This is a genomic window from Leucobacter insecticola (genome assembly GCF_011382965.1).
Taxonomy (GTDB): domain Bacteria; phylum Actinomycetota; class Actinomycetes; order Actinomycetales; family Microbacteriaceae; genus Leucobacter; species Leucobacter insecticola.
Genome location: NZ_CP049934.1, coordinates 2190918 through 2213151, shown reverse-complemented (window position 1 = coordinate 2213151; position 22234 = coordinate 2190918). Strand labels below are relative to the sequence as shown.

Below are 22234 nucleotides of genomic sequence, written 5' to 3'. Positions count from 1 at the left end.
CACTGCTCAGCCGGTAGAAAAGGCCTGTTTCCAGCCGGTTGACGTGTGAGTACCGGCTGACGTGCAGAAGGTTGCTGGCTCAATCTCCGCTCACACCTGCCCTCAATTGCGGATCTGAACCAGTTTTCCACAGATTTCCCTGTAGTTACATGAACCGGACCAATTGGGGCAGGCTCTAAGGCATGGTGGCCCTACAGCAGTTGCTTCGCAAGCACGATGGGATTTTGCGAACCGCACAATTGTATGAGTCTGACGTAAAACGGGCGGACCTTGAACGTGCCCTGAGCCGAGGTGAAGTTTTTCGTCCGCAACGTGGATGGCTTGCGCTCCCCGGCGCTGATCCTGAACTCCTCTTCGCCGCAAGGCATCACGTGGTGTTGAGCTGCGTTACTCAGGCAAAGCGGCTGCGGCTCTGGGTTCGTCAGGCACCTGCACAGCTTCATGTAGCGCCGCCCGGCCCGGGCGCGAAGATCGGACAGATTGCCGCGACTGTCCACTGGAGAAAGCCACAGGTCTTGCGCCCGCCGTATGCTCTGGTCGATCGAATTGAGAATGTGCTGTGCCACGTGGCCGAGTGTCAGTCGAGAGAGGATGCACTCGTTATCTGGGAATCCGCGCTCAATAGGCAGCTCATTCGCTACGATCAGCTCAACACCCTCCCGCTGAACGGTGCGGCGAGAAAGCTGCTTCAAGAGTGCACACCCTTCTCGGATTCGGGACTTGAGTCCCTGGTTCAGTCCCGGCTTCGGTGGTTGCCGACCTCAGTGGTACAGCAGGTGCACGTGGCCGGGCACCGTGTGGATATTTTGATCGGTGCCCGCCTGATCCTGCAGATTGATGGTGCTTCACACACGGGGGAGCAGCGCAACTCTGATATCGACCACGATGCGGAACTGATTCAGATGAATTACACCGTCATTAGGGTGTCATATGCGCAGGTGATGTATCACTGGGAGGAGGTGCAAGACAAAGTGCTGGGGGCATTCGCGCGAGGGAAGCATCTTGCTTAACCTGCTTGGGTTCAGCACGTCAGCCGGTACTCACCGCTCAGCCGGTAGAAAAGGCCTGTTTCCAGCCGGTTGACGTGTGAGTACCGGCTGACGTGCTACATTCCGAGATTGTCCGCGAGGCTCGTGCACTGGCGCTCCTGGGGGAGTTCGCGGGCGACAGCGCTCAGATCGGTGACGACATCCGTGCCGCTCAGCTTTTCCGAATCCACATAGACCTCAAGCCCGGGCGAGCGGCCATACGCCTCGAAACGGTAGATTGGCGCGGCCGACTCATCAATGATCCAGTCGACGCCGTTGACGTTCACGCAGGTGTCAGTGGTGGGGCCGCTCGGCTCGATCCCGCAGAACAGTTGCACGCTTGCCGGGTTCCCCCAGGCGCCGGTCGACTGCGCGTTCGTGCCGCGGCGTTCAAGGCCCGCGACGGTTTGTGGCAGACGCACGATGACATCAGCGCAAGCTGGGTTGTTGGCGTCGGGTGCCGCTTCGAGAGGCACCTCGCCCGAACACCCCGTGAGGAGCGAAGCGAGAGCGGCGATAGAGAGAGCAGTGGAGAAGAGCACGCGCCGAGAACTGGCCTGTTGGAAACTCACGCTCCTAAGCCTATCTACTGTGCCTGGGGGAATCGCGCGATAGCTTGGGGGAGTGAAGTGTGATGAAGAGCTGAATCAGACCGTGGGGGAGCTGGGCGAGGCCGGTGTGCTGCGGCGGATCCTCGCACAGCTTGTGCCCGCGGAGGCTGCGACGCTCGGGCCGGGCGATGACTGTGCGGTGCTGCGCGTCGCCGGACCGCTGGTGGTGACCAGTGACACGATGATTGAGGGCCCAGACTTCCGAAGCGCCTGGCACAGCGGCTATGAACTGGGGTGGAAGCTTGCTGCCACCAACCTCTCAGACGTTGCGGCGATGGGCGCGCGGCCGATTGGGCTGACGGTCGCACTCGCGGTGCCCCGCGACACTCCCGTTGAGCTGCTCGAAGACATCATGCGCGGGCTGAATACCGCGTGCGCCGAGCTTGCGCCGGGATGCGGCGTGGTCGGTGGAGATCTGGGCACGGCGTCCGTGATCACCGCGGCGGTGACCGCGCTCGGCGACATGGACGGGCGTCCTCCGGTGACGCGCGCGGGAGCGCAGCCCGGTGACCAGCTCGCATACGCTGGCGATCTCGGACTTGCGGGCCTTGGGCTGTCGCTGCTGTTCAGCGACGGCGTGGATGCGGACGGTGTGGCCCACGCGCGTGGGCTTGAGCAGCACCGGCGGGACCACGGTGCGTTGATCTCGGCGCAGCTCGCGCCGAGTCCGCCGATCCGGCTTGGTGTCCAGGCTTCTGAAGCGGGCGCGACCTCGATGATGGACGTCTCAGACTCGCTCTCACTCGATTCCGACAGGCTCGCGCGTGCAAGCAGCGCCGGATCTGGGCAGGAGCTTGCGATTGATCTTGATCCCGAGCTGCTTATTGCGGCGTTCGGTGAGCAGGGGGGTGAGTTCGTGCCCGTCGAAGCGATGCTTGCGGGGGTGAGGATCACGGTCTGCTCGCGACGTTCCCTGCTGACGCCGAGCTGCCCGCGGGGTTCCACAAGATCGGAGTACTCCGGGAACAGGCGGAAGCGACAGGACACCTCTTGGTGAACGGGGTTCCTTACGAGCCGCGGGGTTGGGATCCCTTTACGGTGCAGCTCCCCGGGCTTGAGACACGCCACTAGGGTGTGAGTTTTCACTCACCAACCGCAGAGCCGCCCACAGCTCGGCCCGGATGTCGGGGGAGTCGAGATCGCTCTGCAGCAGGTTCGCGGCGGTCTGCACGCGGGCGCGCAGCGTGTGGCGGTGTACTCCGAGCTCGGCCGCGGCGGGGCTGGTCTGGCCGTGGTGAGTGAGCCAGACGCGTAGGCTCGTCTCGATGGTGTCGCCGTGCCGAGTATCGTGATTGCGGATCGGGGCCAACAGTCCAGCGGCGCGCTGGGCGGCATCCGGATGCTCCCCGAGAAGGTGCAGCACCCCGTCGTGCAGGGCCGGCTGATAGTCAACGGGCGCGTCGGCTTCGTTTGCGAGAGAGTGCTCAAGGGCCCGCGCTGCTTCGCTCATGAGCCGAGGGATCTCGCTGAGCGATCCGCGATCCGAGACCCCCGTCGGCACTCGATACGCCAGCAAGAGCCGCCGCAGCGCGGGGAGATGGCGGGCCTCCGCGAGGATCACCGGGCCGTCTTCGAGTGTCGCGCGGATCATGCCGGGGCTGCCAGCATCGAGCGATTCGAGATCTTCCTCAAAGGCACCGAGCGAAGCACGATCGGGCGCGAATCTGACTGCGATGACCTGATCCCGGGGAAGCCTGGCGAGCACCCCAGACGCCAGCTTGGCTGCAAGCTCGTGATCCTGCGCGAGCAGCGCCTGCACGATCGCGGTTCGCAGCGTTGCAGTCGCTGCATCCAGCCCGCTGCGGTGCTCAAGCTGCACCGTCGCGAGGGCGGCCACCAGACCCACGAGTGCGCGTTCGGCATGGTCGGGGGCGCCGTGATCCTCAAGCACGAGGACCCGAGCACGCGCCCCGCGCGGCCCAGGGTGTGCATTTGCAGCCCCGAGCCCTCACTGTCCATGCCGGTGCCGATCCGGCCCGCGCTCGCGCCGCGCTCGATCAACCGCCTCGTCTCGCGGCGAATCCACTCGGCTGACACGCGGGCGCGGGCCGACTGCGGCGCAAACTCGACCAGGCGTCCGGATCGATCCGTGATCCCGACCCAGCCGCCCAAGCGCGAGGAGGCTTCGCGGATCGCGGCGCCGAGTCCGTTCCTATGCAGCGACGCGTTGGTGACGGCGCGCTGGGATTCGAGGGCCCAGATGTCGCGCTCGCGGATGCGCGCGTCGAGCAGGCGAGCCGCGGCCTGGGTGACGGCGATGAAGGCCGTGTCGTACGGCACGCGAAAGAGCGGCAGGCCCAAGCGGTCACAGGCGCTCACGAAGGTGGCTGGCACGCGATCCCAGTGCACCCCGACGGCAACGCCGAGCGCGGTGGTGTCGGCAGCGATGAGGCGCTGGACGTAGGCATCGGCCGTGCGCTGGTCGGCGATGTCGGAGAATCTGGCCCCCGTGGTCAGCAGCACGGTGCGCGGGGGAAGAAAAGGGGTGGGATCCTCAAGCTCGCTGCTGTGCACCCAGCGCACGAGGCGGGAGTCCGTGTCGTCTCCTGCGCCCGCAATCACCACGAGGCTCAGCGCGTACTGGTGCAGCAGGTCCCCGAGTTCGATGGTCGGGTAGGAAGACCCCGAAACGCCCTGCGTCATCACTGCCTCACACCCTCACCGGAAAGCTTTGCCAGAGTGGTGAAACTCGGGCTCCAACCACTCCATTCTGGCACGCTTTGACTTGGCGGCCAACGGTTAGGCTGATCCGGAACCGCATGCACCAGCGCCCCGTGCGCCGCATGCCACACCAACACCCCCAAAGGAGAACTCTATGACTCAGGTTGTCGGCGGCCCCTCTCTGCCGCAGGAGCGCAAGCTTGTTACCAGCATCCCCGGCCCGAAATCGCAGGAGATGCTCGCCCGCAAGAACGCCGCGGTTGCCGCTGGCGTGGGTGTTGCTCTGCCCGTCTCGATCGTGGCAGCCGGTGGCGGAGTCATGGTTGACGCTGACGGTAACTCGCTCATCGACCTCGGATCCGGCATCGCGGTGACCGGCGTCGGCAACTCTGCCCCCGCGGTCGTTGAGGCGGTCGTGAACCAGGTGCAGCAGTTCACGCACACCTGCTTCACCGTGACCCCCTACGACGGCTACGTGAAGGTGGCGGAGAAGCTCAACGAGCTCACCCCCGGCACGCACGAGAAGCGCTCGGCGCTCTTCAACTCCGGTGCCGAAGCGGTCGAAAACGCGATCAAGATCGCGCGTCACTACACCAAGAAGACCGCCGTCGTGGTGTTCGATCACGGCTACCACGGCCGCACCAACCTGACGATGGGCATGACCGCAAAGAACATGCCCTACAAGGACGGCTTTGGCCCGTTCGCTCCCGAGGTCTACCGCGTGCCGACCTCCTACCCGTTCCGCGATGGCCTCTCCGGCGCTGACGCGGCGAAGGTTGCGCTGACGCAGATCGAAAAGCAGGTGGGTGCCGCGAACCTCGCCGCCATCATCATCGAGCCGATCCAGGGCGAGGGCGGCTTCATTGCTCCGGCCGCTGGCTTCCTGCCTGCGCTGCAGGAGTGGGCAACCGCGAACAACGTTGTCTTCATCCTCGACGAGGTGCAGACCGGCTTCGCTCGCACCGGCGACATGTTTGCTGCGAACCACGAGGGTGTTGTGCCCGACCTGATGACCACCGCAAAGGGCATCGCGGGCGGCCTGCCGCTGTCGGCCGTGACCGGCCGCGCCGAGATCATGGATTCCGCGCACGCCGGTGGCCTGGGTGGCACCTACGCGGGGAGCCCGATTGCGTGCGCAGCCGCGCTCGCCACGATCGACACCTACGAGAAGGAAAACCTGACCGAGCGCGCGCGCCAGATTGGTGCGATCATCGACGAGTTCTTCGGTGAGCTCGCGAAGAACGATGACCGCATCGGCGAGGTCCGTGGCCGCGGCGCGATGAAGGCCGTCGAGTTTGTGGTGTCCGGTTCACAGGAGCCCAACGCGGCCCTGACCGGTGCGATCGCAAAGCAGGCGGGCGAGCAGGGCGTGGTCCTGCTGACCTGCGGTACCTACGGCAACGTCGTCCGCTTCCTGCCGCCGCTCGCGATCTCCGACGAACTGCTCCGTGAGGGCCTGCAGGTCGTCGCAGACGCCCTCGCCGCCAACTGATCCTCCCCTTCGAAAGGAACCACACATCATGGCATTGAAGCCCAACGAACAGGCGCTGCTCGACAGCGTGCAGACCGGCCTCGGCATCGGCGGCAAGTGGGAGGCCTCGACCTCCGGCGCGACGATGGACGTGCAGGATCCCGCCACCGGCGAGACCATCAAGACCATCGCGGATGCGACCGTTGAGGACGCCGTGCGCGCACTCGACGCGGCCGTTGCTGCGCAGGACTCATGGGCGGCAACGCCGACGCGCGAGCGCTCAAACATCCTGCGTCGCGCCTTCGACCTGCTGATGGAGCGCAAGGAAGACTTCGCGCTGCTCATGAGTATGGAGATGGGCAAGCCGATCGCTGAGGCGCGCGGTGAGGTCAACTACGGCGGCGAGTTCCTGCGCTGGTTCTCAGAGGAGGCTGTGCGGGTGCGCGGTGACTACCGCGACAACCCCGAGGGTACCGGGCACATGGTGGTCTCTCACATGCCGGTCGGCCCGACCTACTTCATCACCCCGTGGAACTTCCCGCTCGCAATGGCGACGCGGAAGATCGCCCCGGCTCTCGCCGCAGGGTGCACCGTGGTGATCAAGCCGGCCGCTTTGACGCCGCTGACCACCATCTTCTTCGCGCAGCTGCTCGAAGAGGCCGGGGTGCCTGCCGGTGTGGTCAACGTGGTGCCGACCTCAAAGTCGGGTGCGCAGTCGAGTGCGATCCTCTCCGATCCGCGTCTGCGCAAGCTGTCGTTCACGGGTTCCACGCCCGTCGGCGTGAAGCTGCTTGAGGCTGCCGCGCAGAACGTGCTGCGGACCTCGATGGAGCTCGGCGGCAACGCGCCGTTCATCGTCTTTGAAGACGCGGATCTCGACCGTGCGGTCGAGGGTGTGCTGCTCGCGAAGTTCCGGAACATCGGTCAGGCCTGCACCGCTGCGAACCGCATTATTGTGCACGAGTCCGTTGCGGACGAGTTCGCACGTCGCGTCGGCGAGAAGGTCGCCGCCATGACTATCGGTCGCGGCGCTGAAGAGGGCAACGACATCGGCGCACTGGTCGACGCGAAGGCCGTCAGCAACACCGCCCGTCTCGTGGCTGACGCCGTCGAGACCGGCGCAACGATCGTCACCGGTGGCGAGACGATCGACGGCCCGGGCAACTTCTTCCAGCCCACGGTGATCGACAACATGAGCCCGCAGGCTGCGATCATGCGCGAGGAGATCTTCGGGCCGGTGCTCGGGATCGTGCGCTTCTCCACCGAGGAGGAAGCCGTCGAGATCGCCAACAACACCGAGTACGGCCTGATCAGCTACGTGTTCACGGAGAACATCCACCGTGGTCACCGCATGATCGAGAAGCTTGAGACCGGCATGATGGGCCTCAATACCGGGCTCGCATCAAACGCCGCGGCACCCTTCGGTGGGGTCAAGCAGTCGGGTATCGGTCGCGAGGGTGGCTTCGAGGGCATTCACGAATTCCTCTCCACGAAGTACACGCTGATCCCGCGCACCTAGTCGCGAGATACACACAGGGGCTCAGGATCGCGGATCCTGGGCCCCTGTTGCTTTAGGCAGCGGGTTCAGCCCACCACAGCACGGTGTCGCCGTAGGCTTTTTTACGCACCAGCGTGAGGGCGGCGGGCCAGCTGGGCTCGGGGGAGCGTGCATCGCGTTCGACGAGCACCACCGCATCAGGGGTCAGGATCGGGGCGAGCGCCGTGAGATTCGCCGCGAGCTCGGTCTCGACAAGGTCATAGGGGGGATCGAGCAGGGCAACGTCCCACAGCACCTCTGCCGGCGCGGCGTCGAGAAATGACTGCACCGACTGGCGGATCACGTCGGCGCGGGGCACAGCGGATCCCGATCCGGATCCTGCCCTCGATGCCGCCGCGATCGCCGCCAACACCTTCTTCGCATTCTGGTCGGCGACCTGGGCGGCCTGAGGGTGCTTCTCGACGAGCACCGCTTCGCTGGCACCGCGGCTGAGCGCCTCGAGTCCGAGAGCGCCGGATCCCGCATACAGATCGAGGACTCGTGTTCCGTCGGTGAACCCCCACGAGTCGAGCGTCGAGAAGATCGCCTCGCGCACGCGGCCGCTGGTGGGGCGCGTGCCTGACTTGGGCACCTCGAGGCGCAGCGATCCGGCGGCCCCGGCGATGATTCTAGTCACCCGCAGATTCTAGCAATGCCGTTCAGAATATCTTGCGCACTATAGTTCTATTTGTTGTAGAATTAATGTCGAATCGGGGTGATCGTGCGTGCCGTTTCGAATTGATGAGTCGAGCGAGCGGCCCATCTATGCCCAGATCGCCGACGCGGTTCGCAGTGACATTCTGCAGGGGAACATCGTTGCGGGATCCGCGCTTCCGCCCGCGAAGGAAGTCGCCATCGGTCTCGGGATCAATGTCCACACCGTCTTGCGCGCTTATCAGCTGCTGCGTGACGAGGGCCTGATTGACCTGAAACGCAGACGGGGTGCCGTGGTGACACATGGTGCGACGGCGATAGCCGAGTTGCGTTCCGAGGTGCAGTCGCTGGTGGAGCGTGCCGCGACGCTCGGGGTATCGCCCGATTCGCTTGCGGCATTGGTCGCAGGAACGGCGCCGCACAGTGCCACACACATGACCCGCGCGCTGTCGGGGACAGCGCGGCCAAATGAACCAGGGGAAGGGGTCGCCATATGAATGACATGCACGACGCTTTGACCGAAGAACAAAGCAGTGAGCTGAAACGAGCCAGAAGGGCTGCCAGATTCGTCGGGCTGTTCTTGCCACTCCTCGTTGCCGTTTCCGGAGCACTGATAATGGCGCTATGGGTTCCGCGCCTCCCGAACCCAACCGCAACTCACTGGGGCATGAACGGTGAGCCGAATGGATTCGGTTCCCCGTGGTTCAACGTCATCGGCATCTTTGGCATTAGCCTGTTCTTGTCCGCGCTTTCCCTGCTGCAGAGCGTTCAGATGCTGCAGAAGCCCGGCGCCGCGGTTTGGTCCGCGATGAATCGTCTCCTCCCCGCGATCATGCTCGGGGCGGTTGTCATGATTCAAGTCGCGATCATGCTGATGATGGTCCCGTAGCTTGATGCGAGCGATGCCGCGAGTGTCCCGAACGCACCCTGGGGACTGCCGATCGGCATCGGAGTCGGCATTATCGTGGGGCTTCTTGCGTTTCTGTTGCAGCCGCGGGTGCGCATCGAACGTCCGCGCGACGAGGACAGCGCCCCTCTGTCGCTCGGTGACACGGAACGGGCCGCGTGGCTCGGTGGGGTGGGCCCGTCGGGTGTGTATCTGTGGGTTGTCGGGGGAACGCTCCTGTTGCTCCTGGGTACCGCGGTGATGGTGCTGCTCCAGGACGGCGTCGGCGGCTTGGTGCTCCTGATCCTTTTCGTAGTGATGACCTCCCTGCTAGCGACCTGCTCCTGGTTCCGCGTGCGTATCGACGACACGGGGATCGAAGCCCGCTCGACGCTGGGTTGGCCGCGCTTCCACGTGCCCGCCGCCGACATCGAGCGGGTGGCAGTGGCCCAGATCTCGCCGTTCTCTGAGTTTGGTGGCTGGGGGCTGCGCTGGGTGCCGGGCGGGTTTGGGCTCGTCATGCGCACAGGCGAGGGCATCGTCGTGACGCGCAAGGGCGGCCGCAGCTTCACCGTCACCATCGACGACGCTGAGACGGGCGCCGCGTTGCTCGCGGCCGCAGCAGACCGAACAGACGCGTGACGAGACCGCAGAAGAATCTGAATCAGAATCAGGGGAGAGCAATGACGCAAGTACCGCCGTTCCAAAACCGTGACCAGGATGGCGCAGCCCGTCCAGACCGACTGCAGCGCGTGCCGTGGGGAGCCGTCGCCGTGTTTGTTATCACGGCGTGTGCGCTCGCCTGGCTCATCGCGCTGCCGCTGTGGATCATGGGCACCAAGGATCCGGCCTTCCCCGTCATGCTCGGGCTGCTCGCGTCGGTGATGATGTTTGCGCCGCTGCTTGCAACGCTCGTGGTGATCTTGGTCATGAAGGTGCCTGGGAAAGGGGCACGTCTGCGCCTTCTTGGACTGTGGCCGCTGCGCCCGGCGAAGCGCGTGGTCTGGTTGACGGTCGCCGCGATTTTCGCGCCCGTGGTTGTTGTGGCGCTTTCGATCGCGGTGGCCGGGATTCTCGGCTGGGTGACGCTCGACCTGACAGGTTTCTCTGGCTTCGCAGAGACCGTGCAGGCGTCTCTGCCCGAGGGTATGTCGCTGCCGCTTCCGGTCGGCGTGCTGATCGCCCTGCAGTTTCTCTCGATCCCGTTCGGTGCCGTGTTCAACGGTCTGTTCGCTGTGGGGGAAGAGATCGGCTGGCGGGGCTGGCTGTTGCCGGCGCTGCGGCCGCTTGGCGTGTGGCCAGCGCTCCTCGTTTCAGGAGCGATCTGGGGTCTGTGGCATTCGCCCGTGATTCTGCTCGGCTACAACTTCGGCCTGACCGACTGGCGCGGCGTGGCGCTGATGACGATCGGGTGCGTGTTCTGGGGTGTGCTCCTGGGGTGGTCCCGCCTGCGCTCCGGTTCGGTGTGGCCGGCGGTGTTTGGACACGGGGCGCTCAACGCTTCAGCCGGGATGGCGGTGATTCTTGCCGCTGCGGGCACGGAGCTCAACCCAGTGCTCGTAAGCCCGCTCGGGGCTGCAGGGTGGATCGCTGTGGCGTTGGTCACGCTGGTGCTGTTCTTGACGGGCCAGTTTCGTAAAGAACCGGCTCTCGCTCAGGATCGCTGAGCGCCGCTTGCGCGAGTGAACTGTCGGGGGTCCGCGATACCCTGGGTGCATGCCCACGACGACCCTCGACACTCGCCTCGATGGTGTTGTTGGCGCGCGCACGGCAAAACCGCTCGCGAAGGCGTTTGGTGTGACCACGGTAGGCGAACTGCTCATGCACCTGCCCAGGCGGTACTCCCGACGGGGCGAACTGACGCCGCTCCTCGGTCTCCCGATCGGGGAGCATGTGACCGTCGTCGCGCAGGTGCTCGACGTCAAGCAACGCACGATGCAGCGCCGCCGCGGGAGCATCCTTGAGATCCGCATCACCGACGGCACGGGTTCCCTGGTGCTGACCTATTTCAATCAGCCGTGGCGGGCGCAAGAACTCACTGCCGGGCGGCGCGGGATCTTCGCGGGCAAGGTCAGTGCATACCGCAACCAGCTGCAGCTGCAGCACCCCGACTACGAGCTCTTTGAGAACCGTGAGGATGCTCCCGGCGGCGCGAAGCTTGATGAGGCGGCGGCGCTCGCCTGGGCAGAGACGCCGGTGCCGATTTACCCGGCGACCGCGCAGCTCACAAGCTGGAACATTCAGAAGGCCATTGCCGTGACGCTTGATGCGCTCGGTCCCGTTGAGGATCCGCTTCCCGCTGAGATCCGTAACTCGGAAGAAGTGATCGCCTTCGGACCGGCGCTCGAGCTTGTCCACCGGCCAGAGACCGAGGCCGATTGGCGCCGCGCACGTGACAGCCTCCGCTTCCGTGAAGCGTTTGAGCTGCAGCTCGCGCTGCTTGATCGCCGCCGCCGTAACGGACTCGAGGCGAGCACACCGCGCCCGCTCGGCAGTTCGCAGGGCGCCCTCGCGCGTTTCGACGCCGCGCTGCCCTTCGAACTGACCGGTGACCAGCGGCGTGCGGGGGAGACGATCTCTGCGGAACTCGCGGCGCCGCATCCGATGCACCGCCTGCTGCAGGGCGAGGTCGGTTCTGGCAAGACCCTTATCGCGCTGCGCGCGATGCTGCAGGTTTCCGAGGGCGGCGGCCAGAGCGCCCTGCTCGCGCCCACCGAGGTGCTTGCGGCGCAGCACCACCGATCAATCGTTGAGGGGCTCGGCCCGGAGCTCAGCGCCGAGTTGGCGCCGGTGCTCGTGACGGGGCGCATGCCCGCCGCCGAGCGCAAGCGCGCACTGCTGGCGCTCGCCTCGGGCAGCGCTCAGATCGTGGTCGGCACCCATGCGCTGCTCAGCGAGGGGGTCAGCTTCTTTGACCTCGGCCTGATCGTGGTTGATGAGCAGCACCGGTTTGGGGTTGAACAGCGCGAAGCGCTCCGCCGCAAGGGTGCCCAGCCTCACGTCCTTGCGATGACCGCCACCCCGATCCCGCGCACCGTCGCGCTGACGGCATTTGGTGATCTTGAAGTGACGACGATCAGGGAGTTGCCGCCGGGGCGCAAGGGCATTGAGACGTACACCGTCCCGGAACTCGAAATGCCCAACCGTGCGGCGCGGGTGTGGGCGCGGGCGGGCGAAGATGTTGCCGCGGGGCGACAGGTCTACGTGGTGTGCCCGGCGATCTCTTCGACTGAGGCAGAGGCAGAGGGCCAAGGTGACGCGGGTGCCCCGGAGGAGCCGGTGACGGCCGAGGCCGCAGAGCGTGCGGTAGCGTCGCGTCCGCTCGCGAATGTCGCCGATACGGTGGCCGAAATGCGCGCTCGCCCCGAGTTCCGTGGCGCCCGCATCGAGGGATTGAGCGGTGGCATGAGCTCAAGCGAAAAGGATCGGATCATGAGCGGCTTCGCGTCTGGAGAGATCCACGTGCTTGTCGCCACCACCGTGATCGAGGTCGGTGTGAACGTGCCGAATGCTTCGATCATGATCGTTCGCGATGCCGATCGTTTTGGTGTCTCTCAGCTGCACCAGTTGCGGGGGCGCGTGGGCCGCGGCGAACACGCAGGCCTGTGTCTCCTCATGACGACCGCCGAGCAAGGCACGCTCGCGAGGGAACGCGTCGAAGCGGTTGCTTCGACGAGTGACGGTTTTGAACTCGCTGAGATCGATCTGAAGCTGCGGCGAGAGGGTGACATCCTCGGCACCGCCCAGTCAGGCGGCAAATCGACCTTGCGACTACTCAGAGTCGCGGAGCACGGCGAACTCATTGCGCACGCGCGAGAGGTTGCGGCGGCGCTGCTCGAACAGGATCCCGAGCTGACAGATGCGCCAGGGCTTGCCGCCCGCATCGCGAGGGCCCGCGAGGCGCAACTGCTCGACAATCTCGCAAAGTCCTAGAAGTGAGTACCTGGGTACCGCTCGAGCGGCACCCAGGATTGACGCGGGCCACCGGCAGATTTCCTACCGTTGAATCGACGCTGAATTTCAGTGGCGAAAAACGAAAGGGAACGCGATGATCGAGGCACGCGGATTGAGTAAACACTACGGCGCGAAGGTGGCTGTTGACGACATCAGCTTTTCGATCCGGCCGGGTCAGGTGACCGGGTTTCTTGGGCCAAACGGCGCTGGGAAATCGACGAGCATGCGTCTGATGGTCGGTCTTGACCGGCCGACGTCCGGCACCGTCACGATCGACGGGCAGCGGTACCGCGACCTGGCGGCCCCGCTTGCTGAGGTGGGGACGCTGCTCGACGCCAAGGGCGTGCATCCGGGCAGAAGCGCCCGCAGCCACCTGCGAACGCTCGCGGCGACACACGGCATCTCTGATCGACGCGTCAGCGAGGTGCTCGAACAGACCGGCCTTTCATCGGTCGCACACAAGCGCGTGGGCGGCTTCTCCCTCGGTATGGGGCAGCGGCTCGGGATCGCAGCGGCGATTCTTGGGGACCCCCGTGTGCTGATCCTGGACGAACCGATCAACGGACTGGATCCTGACGGCGTGCTGTGGGTGCGCCAGTTTCTGCGCCACCTCGCGAGTGAGGGCCGCACCGTGTTGCTGTCCAGCCACCTCATGAGCGAAATGGCGCAGACTGCCGATCACGTCATTGTGCTCGGCCGAGGCCGGGTCGTCGCGGATGCCCCCATCGGCGAGTTCATCTCGCAGGGGCGCGGTGAGACGGTCACCGTTCGCACTCCCGAGGCCGCGAAGCTTGCCTCGTTGCTGCTTTCGGGGGCGAGTCCGAACGTGACCCTTGAGCCGCTCACCGATGAGGGATTCACGACCCAGGGGCTCGCGGCTGCTGAGATCGGCGGGATCGCGGCTCGCAACGGAATCGAATTGCACGAGCTCAGCCCCGTGCAGGCGAGCCTCGAAGACGCGTATATCGCGCTGACCCGAGATCAGCTCGACTACACCAGCAACTGACGCACACGAGGAGAATCACCATGAATTCAACCATTGTTATCGACGCGAGTAGCGTGCCAAACCCCAATCAGACCTCTCAGCCTGAACCGACATCGCGGGCAAGCCTGCAGCGCCGCAACGGTGAACCGAGGCCACGGCTCACCTTCGGGGGCGTAGTGCGCTCCGAGCGGATCAAACTCACCTCGCTGCGAGGGGTGCGCATCACGATGCTCGTTTCCGTCGTTGCCGGTCTCGGATTGAGTCTGCTGATGGCGTGGATGATGAGCTCGTCGAATGCGGGTGGCGTGGATGAGGTGTTCGGCACCGGAGATGAGGCGTTGCAGAGCTATCTCCTGATGATCTCGACGTTCTCTGCGTCTTTCCTTTCTCTCGTGTTTGGAGTGCTCGGAGTGTTTGCGGTGGCGAGTGAGTACTCGAGCGGCATGATCCTCTCCACTCTGACGGCGGTGCCGAAGCGCATGCCGGTTGCCCTCGCAAAAACACTGGTGCTCTCGACCCTCGCGCTGCTCGCCGCCGTGATCGTAGTCGGCGGCGGGCTCGGGATCGCTGCGGCATTCGCCCCCAAGGCGCTCGGACAGATCGGATCCACAGTCGTGATCTCGGGGGCTCTCGGCACCGTCGCCTACCTCGTCATCTTTGCCCTGTTCGCGATGGGCGTGGCTGGGATGCTCCGCTCATCTGCCGGGGCAATCGCGGTAGTGACGGGAGTCGCCTTCGTGCTGCCTGTCGGTTTCCAGGTGCTCACGATGACGGGCTGGGCATGGGTATATGACGTCATGAACGTGCTGCCCTCGAGCCTGGGCAGCATCCTCTCCCAGGGCACCCTCGAGGGAAGCGTGGTGGGATTCTGGCCGGCACTCGCGCTGATGGCCGCGTGGGCCGCGGCGACGCTGATTCCGGCGGCCATCGTGTTCGTGTGGCGCGACGCCAAATAGTTGCCCGTTAGGCTAATTGCGTGACGCAGTCCCCATTCGTTCAGACCGACGCAGCTGAGGTGCGTCTGCCGCGCCCGCCGGGAGTGATCCGGCGGGCGTTCGCGGCGCACCCGCGCGCGGTCGACATCGGCATCGTGGTGTCGTACCTCTTTGGCTGCCTCCTCATGAGCCTGCTCGATATCGCGAACAGTGGCCTCATCGGTTTCTTTGAGGGCGAAGAGCGGCAGCTGCCCGGGTACCTTGTGGGACCGGCACTGATCTTCTCGACGCTCCGCGTGTTGCTCGTCGCGGCCGCACTGCTGTTTCGCCGTCGCTTCCCCCTGCTCGGCCTCGTCGTGGTGGGACTCGCGCAACTGGGGGAGCACCAGGCCCAGGGGATCGCCACGGCGGTCGCGCTCTACTTCATGATTTACGCAGTCCCCGTCCACCGCGGTGTCCGCGCGGGCTGGTTGGGGTTCGGGATCGCAGTGGTTACCAACGCCGTCGCGACGTTTCTCCCGACGAGTTTCACCGCGGGCGGTCCGATAAATCTGTTCGCGGCTGAGTCCGCTGATGTCGCGACCAATATTTCGGCGACCGTCATGAATGGCTTGTGGATGCTCGCGATTCTGATGCTCGGGATCAATCTCGGGAATCGGCGACGCTATGTTGAGGCGATCATCGACCGTGCTCATCAGCTGGCGCGGGAACGTGATCAGCTCGCCCAGCTAGCCGTTGCCGAAGAGCGCAGCCGGATCGCGCGCGAAATGCACGACATTGTCGCGCACTCGGTGTCGGTCATGATCACCCTCTCCGAGGGAGCGGCACGCGCGGCCGCGACCGCGCCAGACGCCGCAACCGACGCGATGCGGCGGAGCGCGGAGACCGGGCGAACGGCGCTCGCGGAGATGCGCCGCCTGCTCGGGGCGCTGCAATCACCGGAGGATGGTGGTGCGGAACTCGCACCGCAACCGGGTGTGACAGACATCCCGCAGCTGGTGCAAAGCTTCAGGGACGCCGGTCTCAACGTTGGCCTCGAACTTGCGGGCGGTGATCTCGGGGACCGCGGGCAGGAGCTCGCCGTCTATCGCATCGTGCAAGAAGCCCTGACGAACGTGTTGAGATATGCCGGGCCCGAAGCGAGCGCGACGGTTATCGTGCGCGCATCGACCGACGGTACTCTCGTTGAGGTACGAGACAGCGGGCGTGTACCCGGGGCGACCGGTCCGCTGAGTGGAGTGGGATCCGGACGCGGGCTTGCGGGCCTCGCCGAGCGGGTTCGCGTCTTCGGCGGACACATTGAATCTGGCCGGATAGTGGATGGTCCCGGGTGGCGAGTCCGGGCGACCTTTCCGGTTCACGCCGCAACTCAGGGGGGCGCTGAACGTGCAGAACGTGATCGCCACCCCAAGCTGGGAGAGGGAAGTGAATAAATGAGTGAGACACCTATCAGGGTCATGCTGGTAGACGATCAGGAATTGATCCGCACCGGGTTTCGGCTGGTGCTGCTGTCAGAACCGGGTGTGGCTGTTGTCGCAGAAGCCGACGACGGGGAAGCGGCCTTGAATGCACTGGCAGAGCTACGCGACGACAGCGCGGGTGATCCAGGATGCGACATCGTGCTGATGGATGTGCGTATGCCCGGCATGAACGGGATCGAGGCAACCGCGAGGATCGTGGCCGAGCATCCGACTGTGCGTGTGCTAGTGCTCACCACATTTGATCTCGACGAGTACGCCGCGGGCGCGATTCAAGCCGGTGCGAGCGGATTTCTGCTGAAGGATGCCCGCCCGACGGAGCTTGTCGACGCGATTCACCGGGTCGCGGCGGGTGACGCCGCGATGGCGCCGAGCGTGACGAAACGACTCATGGAGCAACTGAAGGATGGCGCTGCAGGTCTGCCCGGAGTCGCCCAGCAATCGCCGGACGCAGAAGCGGCGCCAGAACTGCAGGTGCTCACCGAGCGCGAGTTCGAAGTGTTGGCCCTGATTGCCGAGGGCAAGAACAACGGCGAAATCGGGGCCGAGCTGTTCCTCTCGGAATCAACCGTGAAGACTCACGTTGGTCGTGTGCTGTCGAAGCTGCAGCTGCGGGATCGAGTGCACGCGGTGATCTTCGCGAAGCAACACGGCCTGTGACTCTCCGGTGTATGCTCCGTTCCCGAAGCTTCACCCAATAGGCTAGTCGCATGAGCAAGATTGCCGTAGTTCCCGGTTCCTTCGACCCGGTCACCCGAGGACACCTGGACGTGATTCGTCGGGCGGCTGGACTGTTTGACGAGGTCCACGTGCTCGTCGTTCACAACCCCGGAAAAGACGCTATGCTTCCGATCTCGGAGCGCGTCAACCTCATTCAGAAGTCCCTGGATGAAGAGCCTGACGTGCCGGAGAACATCACGGTCGCTTCGTGGTCTATGGGCCTTCTCGTTGACTACTGCACGGAAGTTGGCGCGAGTGTTCTCGTCAAGGGCATCCGCTCGCAAATTGACGTCGCCTACGAAACCCCGATGGTGCTCATGAATCGCAGTCTCGCGAACGTCGAGACAATCTTCATGTTGCCCGATCCTGCGCACGCACACGTGTCGAGCACGCTGGTGCGCCAGGTCGCCTCGCTCGGCGGCGATGTGTCACCGTATGTACCGCCGGCCGTGGCGCGCTTCCTGAACGCTGCGAGGCCCGCCTGATGTCTGAAGTCATGTCGAATGCGGCTGCACGCCGCCAGTACGAAGAGAACATTCGCGAGATCCTGAACCGCCCGGGGGAGATGCGTGAGCGCTCACGCACCCTGGTGGTGCCTGAGAAGCTCGGTGAGGCACTTGCCGAGGTTCCGGCCGGCGCGGAGATGAGTCTTGATGTGCGCCTCGAGTCGGTGCACGAGGGGATTCTCGTATCTGCCGAGGTGCAGACAATCATGGCGGCCGAGTGCGGTCGGTGCCTGAAAAATTTCACCACGCCGTTTCAAGTCGAGTTTCAGGAGCTTTTCGCGTATACTCCTACGGAGGCCGACGAGTATGAGGTTCACGGTGATCACGTGGATCTTGAACCTCCGCTCCGAGACGCGGTAGTGCTTGCACTACCGTTTCAGCCTGTGTGTCGCCCGGACTGCCCGGGGCTCGATCCCGAGTCCGGTGAGCTGCGCGAGGCCGAGGCTGTAGTGGTGCCCAATGAGATCATTGATCCGCGTTGGGCTGCGCTGGCAGGCTTTGAAGCTGAAGAAGACCGTGATTCGGGTGGTACGCCCGAGTCGACACGAAACTAGGAAAGAGAACATCATGGCTGTTCCCAAGCGGAAAACGTCGCGCTCGAACACCCGTCACCGCCGTTCGGCTTGGAAGGCCGAGGCCCCAAGCTGGTTAAGACCGTAGAGAACGGGAAGACTGTTTACAGCCTCCCGCACCGCGCTCGTGTGGTCGAGGATTCGCAGGGCACCCCCCTCTTCCTTGAGTACAAGGGCCGCAAGGTCGCTGACGCGTAACATTGGCGCGAGGCGCTACTGAACCGTCGGGCACGTCACTGAGCAATCAGGGCGGGCCCGGCGGTTTTCTTGACCCCTTCGGTGTTGAGGTCGATCCCGCGCTGCTCACGCTCGCGCTCACACATCGCTCGTGGGCCTACGAGCACGGCGGTGCTCCGCACAATGAGCGGCTTGAGTTCCTGGGGGATTCGATCCTCGGGCAAGCCGTGACCGTGCAGCTGTACCGCGACTTCCCGACTCTGAACGAAGGGGAGCTCGCGAAGCGTCGTGCTGCGCTCGTCTCCACGGTTGCGCTCGCCGAGATCGCACGCGGACTCGGCCTGGGCGCGTCGCTCAAGCTCGGCCGAGGTGAAGAGATGACGGGCGGACGCGACAAGGACTCGATCCTGGCGGACACCGTCGAGGCCGTGATTGGCGCGGTGTTTCTGTCGACCGATCCCGCGACCGCGAACCGCTTTGTGCTGGACCTGATTGCGCCGTTGCTTGCCAACCACGAGCGTTTTTTGAGTTCGCTGGATGCGCTTGATCCCAAAACGTCCCTGCAGGTCGAGGCTTCGCGCCGCGGACTTCCGCATCCGCAGTATGAGACAACGGGGAGCGGGCCAGATCACGATCGCCGCTACCGTGCACAGGTGACGCTTGCGGGCGTGACCGGCATCGGCGAAGGTACAAGCAAGAAGACCGCCGAGCTCCACGCCGCCCAAGACGCCCTGACGCAGTTGCGGACCGCAAAGCGCTGACGTGCCCGAGCTCCCCGAGGTTGAGGTTGTTCGCGCCGGTCTTGCGCCCGCGGTGACGGGGGCGCAAGTCGTTGGCGCGGAGGTGCTGGATCCGCGCGCTCTGAAACGGCATGTGCCTGTGGGCGGTTCCGCCAGTGATGGTGGTCACGGGGTGACGCTCTCTCCTGAGGAAGGGGCGCGGCGAGCAGCCGACTTTGAACGTCGCGTCGCTGGGCTTCGCCTGCTCGCCCCCAAGCGTCGGGGTAAGTTCCTGTGGCTTCCCGTGAATGACACTCTCGATACATCGGGACCCCCGCAGGCCCTGCTCGCGCACCTCGGAATGAGCGGGCAAATGCTGCTGCGCGCGCTTGACGCACCGAATGACCGATTTGTCAGGATCCGGCTGTGGATCGAACACCCGGAGCACGGCGAGCTGCGGCTCGACTTCGCCGATCAGCGGCTGTTTGGATCCCTCGCGCTCGATGATCTCGTGCCTGGCACCGGGGGCAAGATCCCGAGCCAGGCGACTCACATCGCTCCAGATCCGCTTGAGCCGGTGTTCGATGATGCCTCGTTTGTGGCGGCGCTGCGGGCGCGAAAGACTGGGGTGAAAAAGCTGCTTCTCGATCAGGCGCTCATCAGTGGCGTTGGCAACATTTATGCGGATGAGGCGCTGTGGCGGGCGCGGATCCACCCCGAGACCGCAGGCTCTGCGCTCAGTGATCGTAAGGCTGTGCAGTTGCTTGCTGAGTTGCGAGCGGTTTTCACGAAGGCTCTTGCGGAAGGCGGCACGAGTTTCGACGAGCAGTACGTCAACGTGAATGGGCAGGCCGGTTACTTCGCGCATTCGCTCAACGCCTATGGCCGCACGGGGGAGCCGTGCCCACGATGCGGTAACCCGATCCGCCGCCTGGTCATTGTCGGCCGCTCGGCGCACTTCTGCGCGAGATGCCAGCGGCGGCGGGTCTAGCCTGAACCCTTCCGGGTTGGCCTCACGCTACCGAGATTGCCATGGATTTATGACGGCAACGCTCAGCTGCTGGAAGTCCTTGACGTTGCGGGTCGCCACCGTCAGGCCGTGGGTGCTGGCGGTCGCCGCGATCATCGCGTCGCGCTCCGGTCTCGGATCTGGAACGTGCAGCTGCGCCGCTCTACGAGCAGCGGCGAGATCCAGCGGGAGTATTCGGCCCGCGAACACTTTGAGCAAGTCGTTCTCCATCCATGACCGCAAGTGCCCGGATTGAAAGGGATCGCGCGATTGAAGACGGCTGATTTCGATCTCAACTTCCATCACGGTAATCACCGAGAGGAAGAGGGTGGATGGAAGTTGCGATGATGCCCATGAGCGGACTCGTGCGTCCGCGCGGCGCTCCGGCTTGCGGAGTTCGCTGATCACATTTGTGTCGAGTAGGTAGCTCATAATTCCGGAACTTTGAGGTCGAGCGTGAGCGGCGCGAACTCGATGTCGATGTCGTCAGACATACTCAATCGTTCGGCTAGATCTGTGCCGCTCTCGCCGAGTCGCTTATATTCTTCAAAGGACAAGAGCACGAAAGCCGGCTCGCCACGATCCGTAATCACCGCAGCTTCGCGGCTGGCTTCGCGCTTGGCAGCGCTCACATCGCGATTAAGCTCGCGCGCGGTAAAGGTTTTCATCAGTTTGTCCTTAATGTAGGTACGTTTCTGCATTATCCTGATCGTCTTGGGTGCACAAGAAAGAGATGCGATGCGAGGGGAGTGCGGCATGGCTATGCTGAAGGCATGACTGCACTGAGGGCGAAAGCCACACGAATGAGTCTCATCGTGGCGGCTTTGTCCGCCGGAGCAATGCTCGTGGGGTGTGTCCCCTTGGCGAATGGCGATGACCCGCAGCCTGAAAAGGCAGACGAGACAATGAGTGACGCGGAGCTTGACTTGCTGGGGAGCCTGACAGCCGGTGTGCCGCCCAAAGACCTCATTTGGTACCCGCCGTCCCAGCTGCCGAAGGGATGGAAAGCTGAGACTTTCGATGAAGAAGGCGTGCGTCATGTCACCGTGACGCCTAACTGCATGATTCAGTTCCGTCAGCCCGCAGGCTTGGGGATACGGATGATCCCGATTCCGCGCAGGTGGCGCTCGACTTTTCGGAGGAACTCGGGCACAAAGCGTTTGACACGGAGTTGACCGTGACCCCTGAAGAGCCCGTCATGTTTGACGCGATCATCAACGACGGGGCCATGACCGCGAAACTGAGTTTCGCGCGCGTGGGATTTACGGCTGCGCAGCTGCCGGAGCTTGCTGGCACAACGTATGCCCTCCGCAGCGGCGACTACGCCTTGATTGTGACCGCTGCGTGCGGCGCCGGCGAGTATGCCGCGCGAGGTGAAGAGATGCGCAGCTTTGTCGAGAGCGCGCGGGCTGACGTGAGCTATTAGAAGTTAACTCACGGCGAATCTGATCTCTGCGCTATTAGCTCTCGATGACGCGCTTGATCGCGGCAAGTGTGACGGGAATGCCGGAGTGTGCAGCCGCTTCACGCTCCCGCATCTGCGCCGATGCTTCGTCGCCGTACTTTTCCACGAAGTACGCTTGTCCGGCGGGCGTGAACTCCCATGACTCAGTCAGGCGGGATCCCTGCTCGGCCTCCACGATCGTGTAGGTCCACAGCACGTATCCTGGGCCCACGCTCCAGCCAAACGACCGACCTTCGTCGGCGACCGTCACCTGGCTGCGTGTCTTCCACTCCCGCTCGGCCGTGACGTTCAGGCCCGTGAACCAAGCGCCCACGCGCGGTCCATCGCCCTCGTCCCACCAGCAGTCGCGGCAGATCGGTGACCACTCGCCGGTGCGCGTGATGTCGGAGACCGTGGCGTACACCGTAGCGGGATCTGCCGCGATGTGGATCGATTCGGAGTACCTTCGCGATTCGCTCATGCACCCCATCGTAGGGGAGGTCTGTTCGGTGGACGCCTGGGATGCGAGAAGGGATTCCGAACGGTGGCTTTCCTGCTCCCGGTCGCCGCTGCGTGCCAGATCATTGCACGTTTGATTCCGGGCAGGTAGTTTGCTCCGAAGTTATTCTGTCGCTTCGCTAGCTTGAGACAGCCGCGGGCACCCAGCTCGGCCAAGTGGGTGTTCCCAAGAGTATGCCGTGCTCATATTCGGCGACACGACGGAACGGAGTAGCTGCAAGGCTGTTGTCACGAAACTCGGTTCTGTGGGCAGACGATCGTGCGATCGCGATGAGGTTCCACAACCTTGCATATCGTCCCCGGATCTTATGTTCAGGCACCTCGTGCCCTCCATGAAGCACCCGTTCAGCAACGCGTTTCACGGAATC

At 64.3% G+C, this 22234-nt stretch carries 27 protein-coding genes and 1 pseudogene; 20 read left to right on the top strand and 8 right to left on the bottom strand.

The window, feature by feature from the left end; genetic code table 11:
- Window positions 1-191 precede the first annotated feature (191 nt).
- Complete coding sequence (locus G7067_RS14360) at window positions 192-566, bottom strand: hypothetical protein (protein WP_244301069.1); 375 nt, start codon at window positions 564-566, stop codon at window positions 192-194.
- On the opposite strand from G7067_RS14360, the gene G7067_RS14355 reads away from it, so the two are divergent.
- Window positions 567-1010: an endonuclease domain-containing protein gene (locus G7067_RS14355; RefSeq protein ID WP_244301068.1), complete on the top strand. Its 444-nt coding sequence runs from the start codon at window positions 567-569 to the stop codon at window positions 1008-1010. It begins immediately after the preceding gene.
- A 95-nt stretch (window positions 1011-1105) separates the two neighbouring features.
- On the opposite strand, the gene G7067_RS10260 is transcribed toward G7067_RS14355, so the two are convergent.
- A complete protein-coding gene (locus G7067_RS10260; RefSeq protein WP_244301067.1) occupies window positions 1106-1600 on the bottom strand; it encodes a DUF3515 family protein in 495 nt (164 codons plus the stop codon).
- 52 nt (window positions 1601-1652) lie between these two features.
- Here G7067_RS10260 and thiL point away from each other — a divergent pair, with 52 nt between their 5' ends.
- The gene (gene thiL / locus G7067_RS10255) at window positions 1653-2636 is read left to right on the top strand and encodes a thiamine-phosphate kinase (RefSeq protein WP_244301066.1); all 984 of its coding nucleotides are present in this window, start codon (window positions 1653-1655) and stop codon (window positions 2634-2636) included.
- A 36-nt stretch (window positions 2637-2672) separates the two neighbouring features.
- On the opposite strand, the gene G7067_RS14350 is transcribed toward thiL, so the two are convergent.
- Window positions 2673-3230, bottom strand: a complete 558-nt coding sequence (locus tag G7067_RS14350) for a PucR family transcriptional regulator (RefSeq protein WP_244301065.1) — start codon at window positions 3228-3230, stop codon at window positions 2673-2675.
- A complete protein-coding gene (locus G7067_RS10250; RefSeq protein ID WP_244301064.1) occupies window positions 3227-4282 on the bottom strand; it encodes a PucR family transcriptional regulator ligand-binding domain-containing protein in 1056 nt (351 codons plus the stop codon). The genes G7067_RS14350 and G7067_RS10250 overlap by 4 nt, the downstream gene beginning before the upstream one ends.
- 172 nt (window positions 4283-4454) lie before the next feature.
- Between G7067_RS10250 and gabT the strand changes: the two genes are divergently transcribed.
- Together gabT and G7067_RS10240 are read left to right on the top strand one after the other, a co-directional pair.
- On the top strand, window positions 4455-5792 hold the full coding sequence (gene gabT, locus G7067_RS10245) for a 4-aminobutyrate--2-oxoglutarate transaminase (RefSeq protein ID WP_166323994.1): 1338 nt from the start codon (window positions 4455-4457) through the stop codon (window positions 5790-5792).
- Window positions 5793-5820: 28 nt separating this feature from the next.
- Complete coding sequence (locus G7067_RS10240) at window positions 5821-7290, top strand: NAD-dependent succinate-semialdehyde dehydrogenase (protein ID WP_166323992.1); 1470 nt, start codon at window positions 5821-5823, stop codon at window positions 7288-7290.
- Between the two features lie 52 nt (window positions 7291-7342).
- On the opposite strand, the gene rsmD is transcribed toward G7067_RS10240, so the two are convergent.
- Window positions 7343-7945, bottom strand: a complete 603-nt coding sequence (gene rsmD, locus G7067_RS10235) for a 16S rRNA (guanine(966)-N(2))-methyltransferase RsmD (protein ID WP_166323990.1) — start codon at window positions 7943-7945, stop codon at window positions 7343-7345.
- A gap of 88 nt (window positions 7946-8033) precedes the next feature.
- On the opposite strand from rsmD, the gene G7067_RS10230 reads away from it, so the two are divergent.
- The 14 genes and pseudogenes from G7067_RS10230 (at window position 8034) to mutM (ending at window position 19885) form a co-directional block, all read left to right on the top strand.
- The gene (locus G7067_RS10230) at window positions 8034-8459 is read left to right on the top strand and encodes a GntR family transcriptional regulator (RefSeq protein WP_166323988.1); all 426 of its coding nucleotides are present in this window, start codon (window positions 8034-8036) and stop codon (window positions 8457-8459) included.
- Window positions 8456-8851 carry a DUF1648 domain-containing protein gene (locus G7067_RS10225; protein ID WP_166323986.1) on the top strand — a complete coding sequence of 132 codons (396 nt, stop codon included), beginning with the start codon at window positions 8456-8458 and terminating at the stop codon, window positions 8849-8851. The genes G7067_RS10230 and G7067_RS10225 overlap by 4 nt, the downstream gene beginning before the upstream one ends.
- Window positions 8852-8926: 75 nt before the next feature.
- Complete coding sequence (locus G7067_RS10220; protein WP_166323984.1) at window positions 8927-9490, top strand: hypothetical protein; 564 nt, start codon at window positions 8927-8929, stop codon at window positions 9488-9490.
- Window positions 9491-9531: 41 nt separating this feature from the next.
- The gene (locus G7067_RS10215) at window positions 9532-10515 is read left to right on the top strand and encodes a CPBP family intramembrane glutamic endopeptidase (protein ID WP_166323982.1); all 984 of its coding nucleotides are present in this window, start codon (window positions 9532-9534) and stop codon (window positions 10513-10515) included.
- Window positions 10516-10564: 49 nt separating this feature from the next.
- Window positions 10565-12781 carry an ATP-dependent DNA helicase RecG gene (locus tag G7067_RS10210; protein ID WP_166323980.1) on the top strand — a complete coding sequence of 739 codons (2217 nt, stop codon included), beginning with the start codon at window positions 10565-10567 and terminating at the stop codon, window positions 12779-12781.
- A gap of 115 nt (window positions 12782-12896) precedes the next feature.
- A complete protein-coding gene (locus G7067_RS10205) occupies window positions 12897-13808 on the top strand; it encodes an ABC transporter ATP-binding protein (protein WP_166323978.1) in 912 nt (303 codons plus the stop codon).
- Window positions 13809-13828: 20 nt separating this feature from the next.
- The gene (locus tag G7067_RS10200) at window positions 13829-14743 is read left to right on the top strand and encodes an ABC transporter permease (RefSeq protein WP_166323976.1); all 915 of its coding nucleotides are present in this window, start codon (window positions 13829-13831) and stop codon (window positions 14741-14743) included.
- Window positions 14744-14763: 20 nt separating this feature from the next.
- The gene (locus tag G7067_RS10195) at window positions 14764-16155 is read left to right on the top strand and encodes a sensor histidine kinase (RefSeq protein ID WP_166323974.1); all 1392 of its coding nucleotides are present in this window, start codon (window positions 14764-14766) and stop codon (window positions 16153-16155) included.
- A complete protein-coding gene (locus G7067_RS10190) occupies window positions 16156-16860 on the top strand; it encodes a response regulator (protein WP_166323972.1) in 705 nt (234 codons plus the stop codon).
- 50 nt (window positions 16861-16910) lie between these two features.
- Window positions 16911-17405, top strand: a complete 495-nt coding sequence (coaD, locus tag G7067_RS10185; RefSeq protein WP_166323970.1) for a pantetheine-phosphate adenylyltransferase — start codon at window positions 16911-16913, stop codon at window positions 17403-17405.
- Window positions 17405-17980, top strand: a complete 576-nt coding sequence (locus tag G7067_RS10180; protein ID WP_244301063.1) for a YceD family protein — start codon at window positions 17405-17407, stop codon at window positions 17978-17980. The genes coaD and G7067_RS10180 overlap by 1 nt, the downstream gene beginning before the upstream one ends.
- Before the next feature lie 13 nt (window positions 17981-17993).
- A pseudogene (rpmF, locus tag G7067_RS10175) lies at window positions 17994-18196 on the top strand (50S ribosomal protein L32).
- Window positions 18197-18234: 38 nt separating this feature from the next.
- Window positions 18235-18936, top strand: a complete 702-nt coding sequence (rnc, locus tag G7067_RS10170) for a ribonuclease III (RefSeq protein ID WP_166326078.1) — start codon at window positions 18235-18237, stop codon at window positions 18934-18936.
- Window position 18937: 1 nt separating this feature from the next.
- Complete coding sequence (gene mutM / locus G7067_RS10165) at window positions 18938-19885, top strand: bifunctional DNA-formamidopyrimidine glycosylase/DNA-(apurinic or apyrimidinic site) lyase (protein ID WP_166323968.1); 948 nt, start codon at window positions 18938-18940, stop codon at window positions 19883-19885.
- Between the two features lie 27 nt (window positions 19886-19912).
- Here the strand turns inward: mutM and G7067_RS10160 are convergent, their stop codons facing one another.
- Window positions 19913-20335 (bottom strand): type II toxin-antitoxin system VapC family toxin, encoded by a 423-nt coding sequence (locus tag G7067_RS10160; RefSeq protein ID WP_166323966.1) that lies wholly within the window; start codon window positions 20333-20335, stop codon window positions 19913-19915.
- On the bottom strand, window positions 20332-20604 hold the full coding sequence (locus tag G7067_RS10155) for a type II toxin-antitoxin system prevent-host-death family antitoxin (RefSeq protein WP_244301062.1): 273 nt from the start codon (window positions 20602-20604) through the stop codon (window positions 20332-20334). Before G7067_RS10155 ends, G7067_RS10160 begins: the two co-directional genes overlap by 4 nt.
- A gap of 72 nt (window positions 20605-20676) precedes the next feature.
- Here G7067_RS10155 and G7067_RS10150 point away from each other — a divergent pair, with 72 nt between their 5' ends.
- Window positions 20677-21078, top strand: coding sequence for a hypothetical protein (locus G7067_RS10150; protein WP_166323964.1), 402 nt, complete (start codon window positions 20677-20679; stop codon window positions 21076-21078).
- A 2-nt stretch (window positions 21079-21080) separates the two neighbouring features.
- Window positions 21081-21329, top strand: a complete 249-nt coding sequence (locus tag G7067_RS10145; RefSeq protein WP_166323962.1) for a hypothetical protein — start codon at window positions 21081-21083, stop codon at window positions 21327-21329.
- Between the two features lie 34 nt (window positions 21330-21363).
- Here G7067_RS10145 and G7067_RS10140 read toward each other — a convergent pair whose 3' ends face one another.
- Window positions 21364-21828 (bottom strand): SRPBCC family protein, encoded by a 465-nt coding sequence (locus tag G7067_RS10140; RefSeq protein WP_166323960.1) that lies wholly within the window; start codon window positions 21826-21828, stop codon window positions 21364-21366.
- Window positions 21829-22234: the final 406 nt, after the last annotated feature.

Excerpts from the sequence above, each read along its gene's own strand:
- G7067_RS14350 (WP_244301065.1), bottom strand. The coding sequence starts at position 3,230 with ATGATCCGCGCGACACTCGAAGACGGCCCGGTGATCCTCGCGGAGGCC.
- G7067_RS10250 (WP_244301064.1), bottom strand. The coding sequence starts at position 4,282 with ATGACGCAGGGCGTTTCGGGGTCTTCCTACCCGACCATCGAACTCGGG.
- gabT (WP_166323994.1), top strand. The coding sequence starts at position 4,455 with ATGACTCAGGTTGTCGGCGGCCCCTCTCTGCCGCAGGAGCGCAAGCTT.
- G7067_RS10240 (WP_166323992.1), top strand. The coding sequence starts at position 5,821 with ATGGCATTGAAGCCCAACGAACAGGCGCTGCTCGACAGCGTGCAGACC.
- G7067_RS10225 (WP_166323986.1), top strand. The coding sequence starts at position 8,456 with ATGAATGACATGCACGACGCTTTGACCGAAGAACAAAGCAGTGAGCTG.
- G7067_RS10215 (WP_166323982.1), top strand. The coding sequence starts at position 9,532 with ATGACGCAAGTACCGCCGTTCCAAAACCGTGACCAGGATGGCGCAGCC.
- G7067_RS10210 (WP_166323980.1), top strand. The coding sequence starts at position 10,565 with ATGCCCACGACGACCCTCGACACTCGCCTCGATGGTGTTGTTGGCGCG.
- G7067_RS10205 (WP_166323978.1), top strand. The coding sequence starts at position 12,897 with ATGATCGAGGCACGCGGATTGAGTAAACACTACGGCGCGAAGGTGGCT.
- G7067_RS10200 (WP_166323976.1), top strand. The coding sequence starts at position 13,829 with ATGAATTCAACCATTGTTATCGACGCGAGTAGCGTGCCAAACCCCAAT.
- G7067_RS10190 (WP_166323972.1), top strand. The coding sequence starts at position 16,156 with ATGAGTGAGACACCTATCAGGGTCATGCTGGTAGACGATCAGGAATTG.
- coaD (WP_166323970.1), top strand. The coding sequence starts at position 16,911 with ATGAGCAAGATTGCCGTAGTTCCCGGTTCCTTCGACCCGGTCACCCGA.
- G7067_RS10180 (WP_244301063.1), top strand. The coding sequence starts at position 17,405 with ATGTCTGAAGTCATGTCGAATGCGGCTGCACGCCGCCAGTACGAAGAG.
- G7067_RS10160 (WP_166323966.1), bottom strand. The coding sequence starts at position 20,335 with ATGAGCTACCTACTCGACACAAATGTGATCAGCGAACTCCGCAAGCCG.
- G7067_RS10155 (WP_244301062.1), bottom strand. The coding sequence starts at position 20,604 with ATGCAGAAACGTACCTACATTAAGGACAAACTGATGAAAACCTTTACC.
- G7067_RS10150 (WP_166323964.1), top strand. The coding sequence starts at position 20,677 with ATGACTGCACTGAGGGCGAAAGCCACACGAATGAGTCTCATCGTGGCG.
- G7067_RS10140 (WP_166323960.1), bottom strand. The coding sequence starts at position 21,828 with ATGAGCGAATCGCGAAGGTACTCCGAATCGATCCACATCGCGGCAGAT.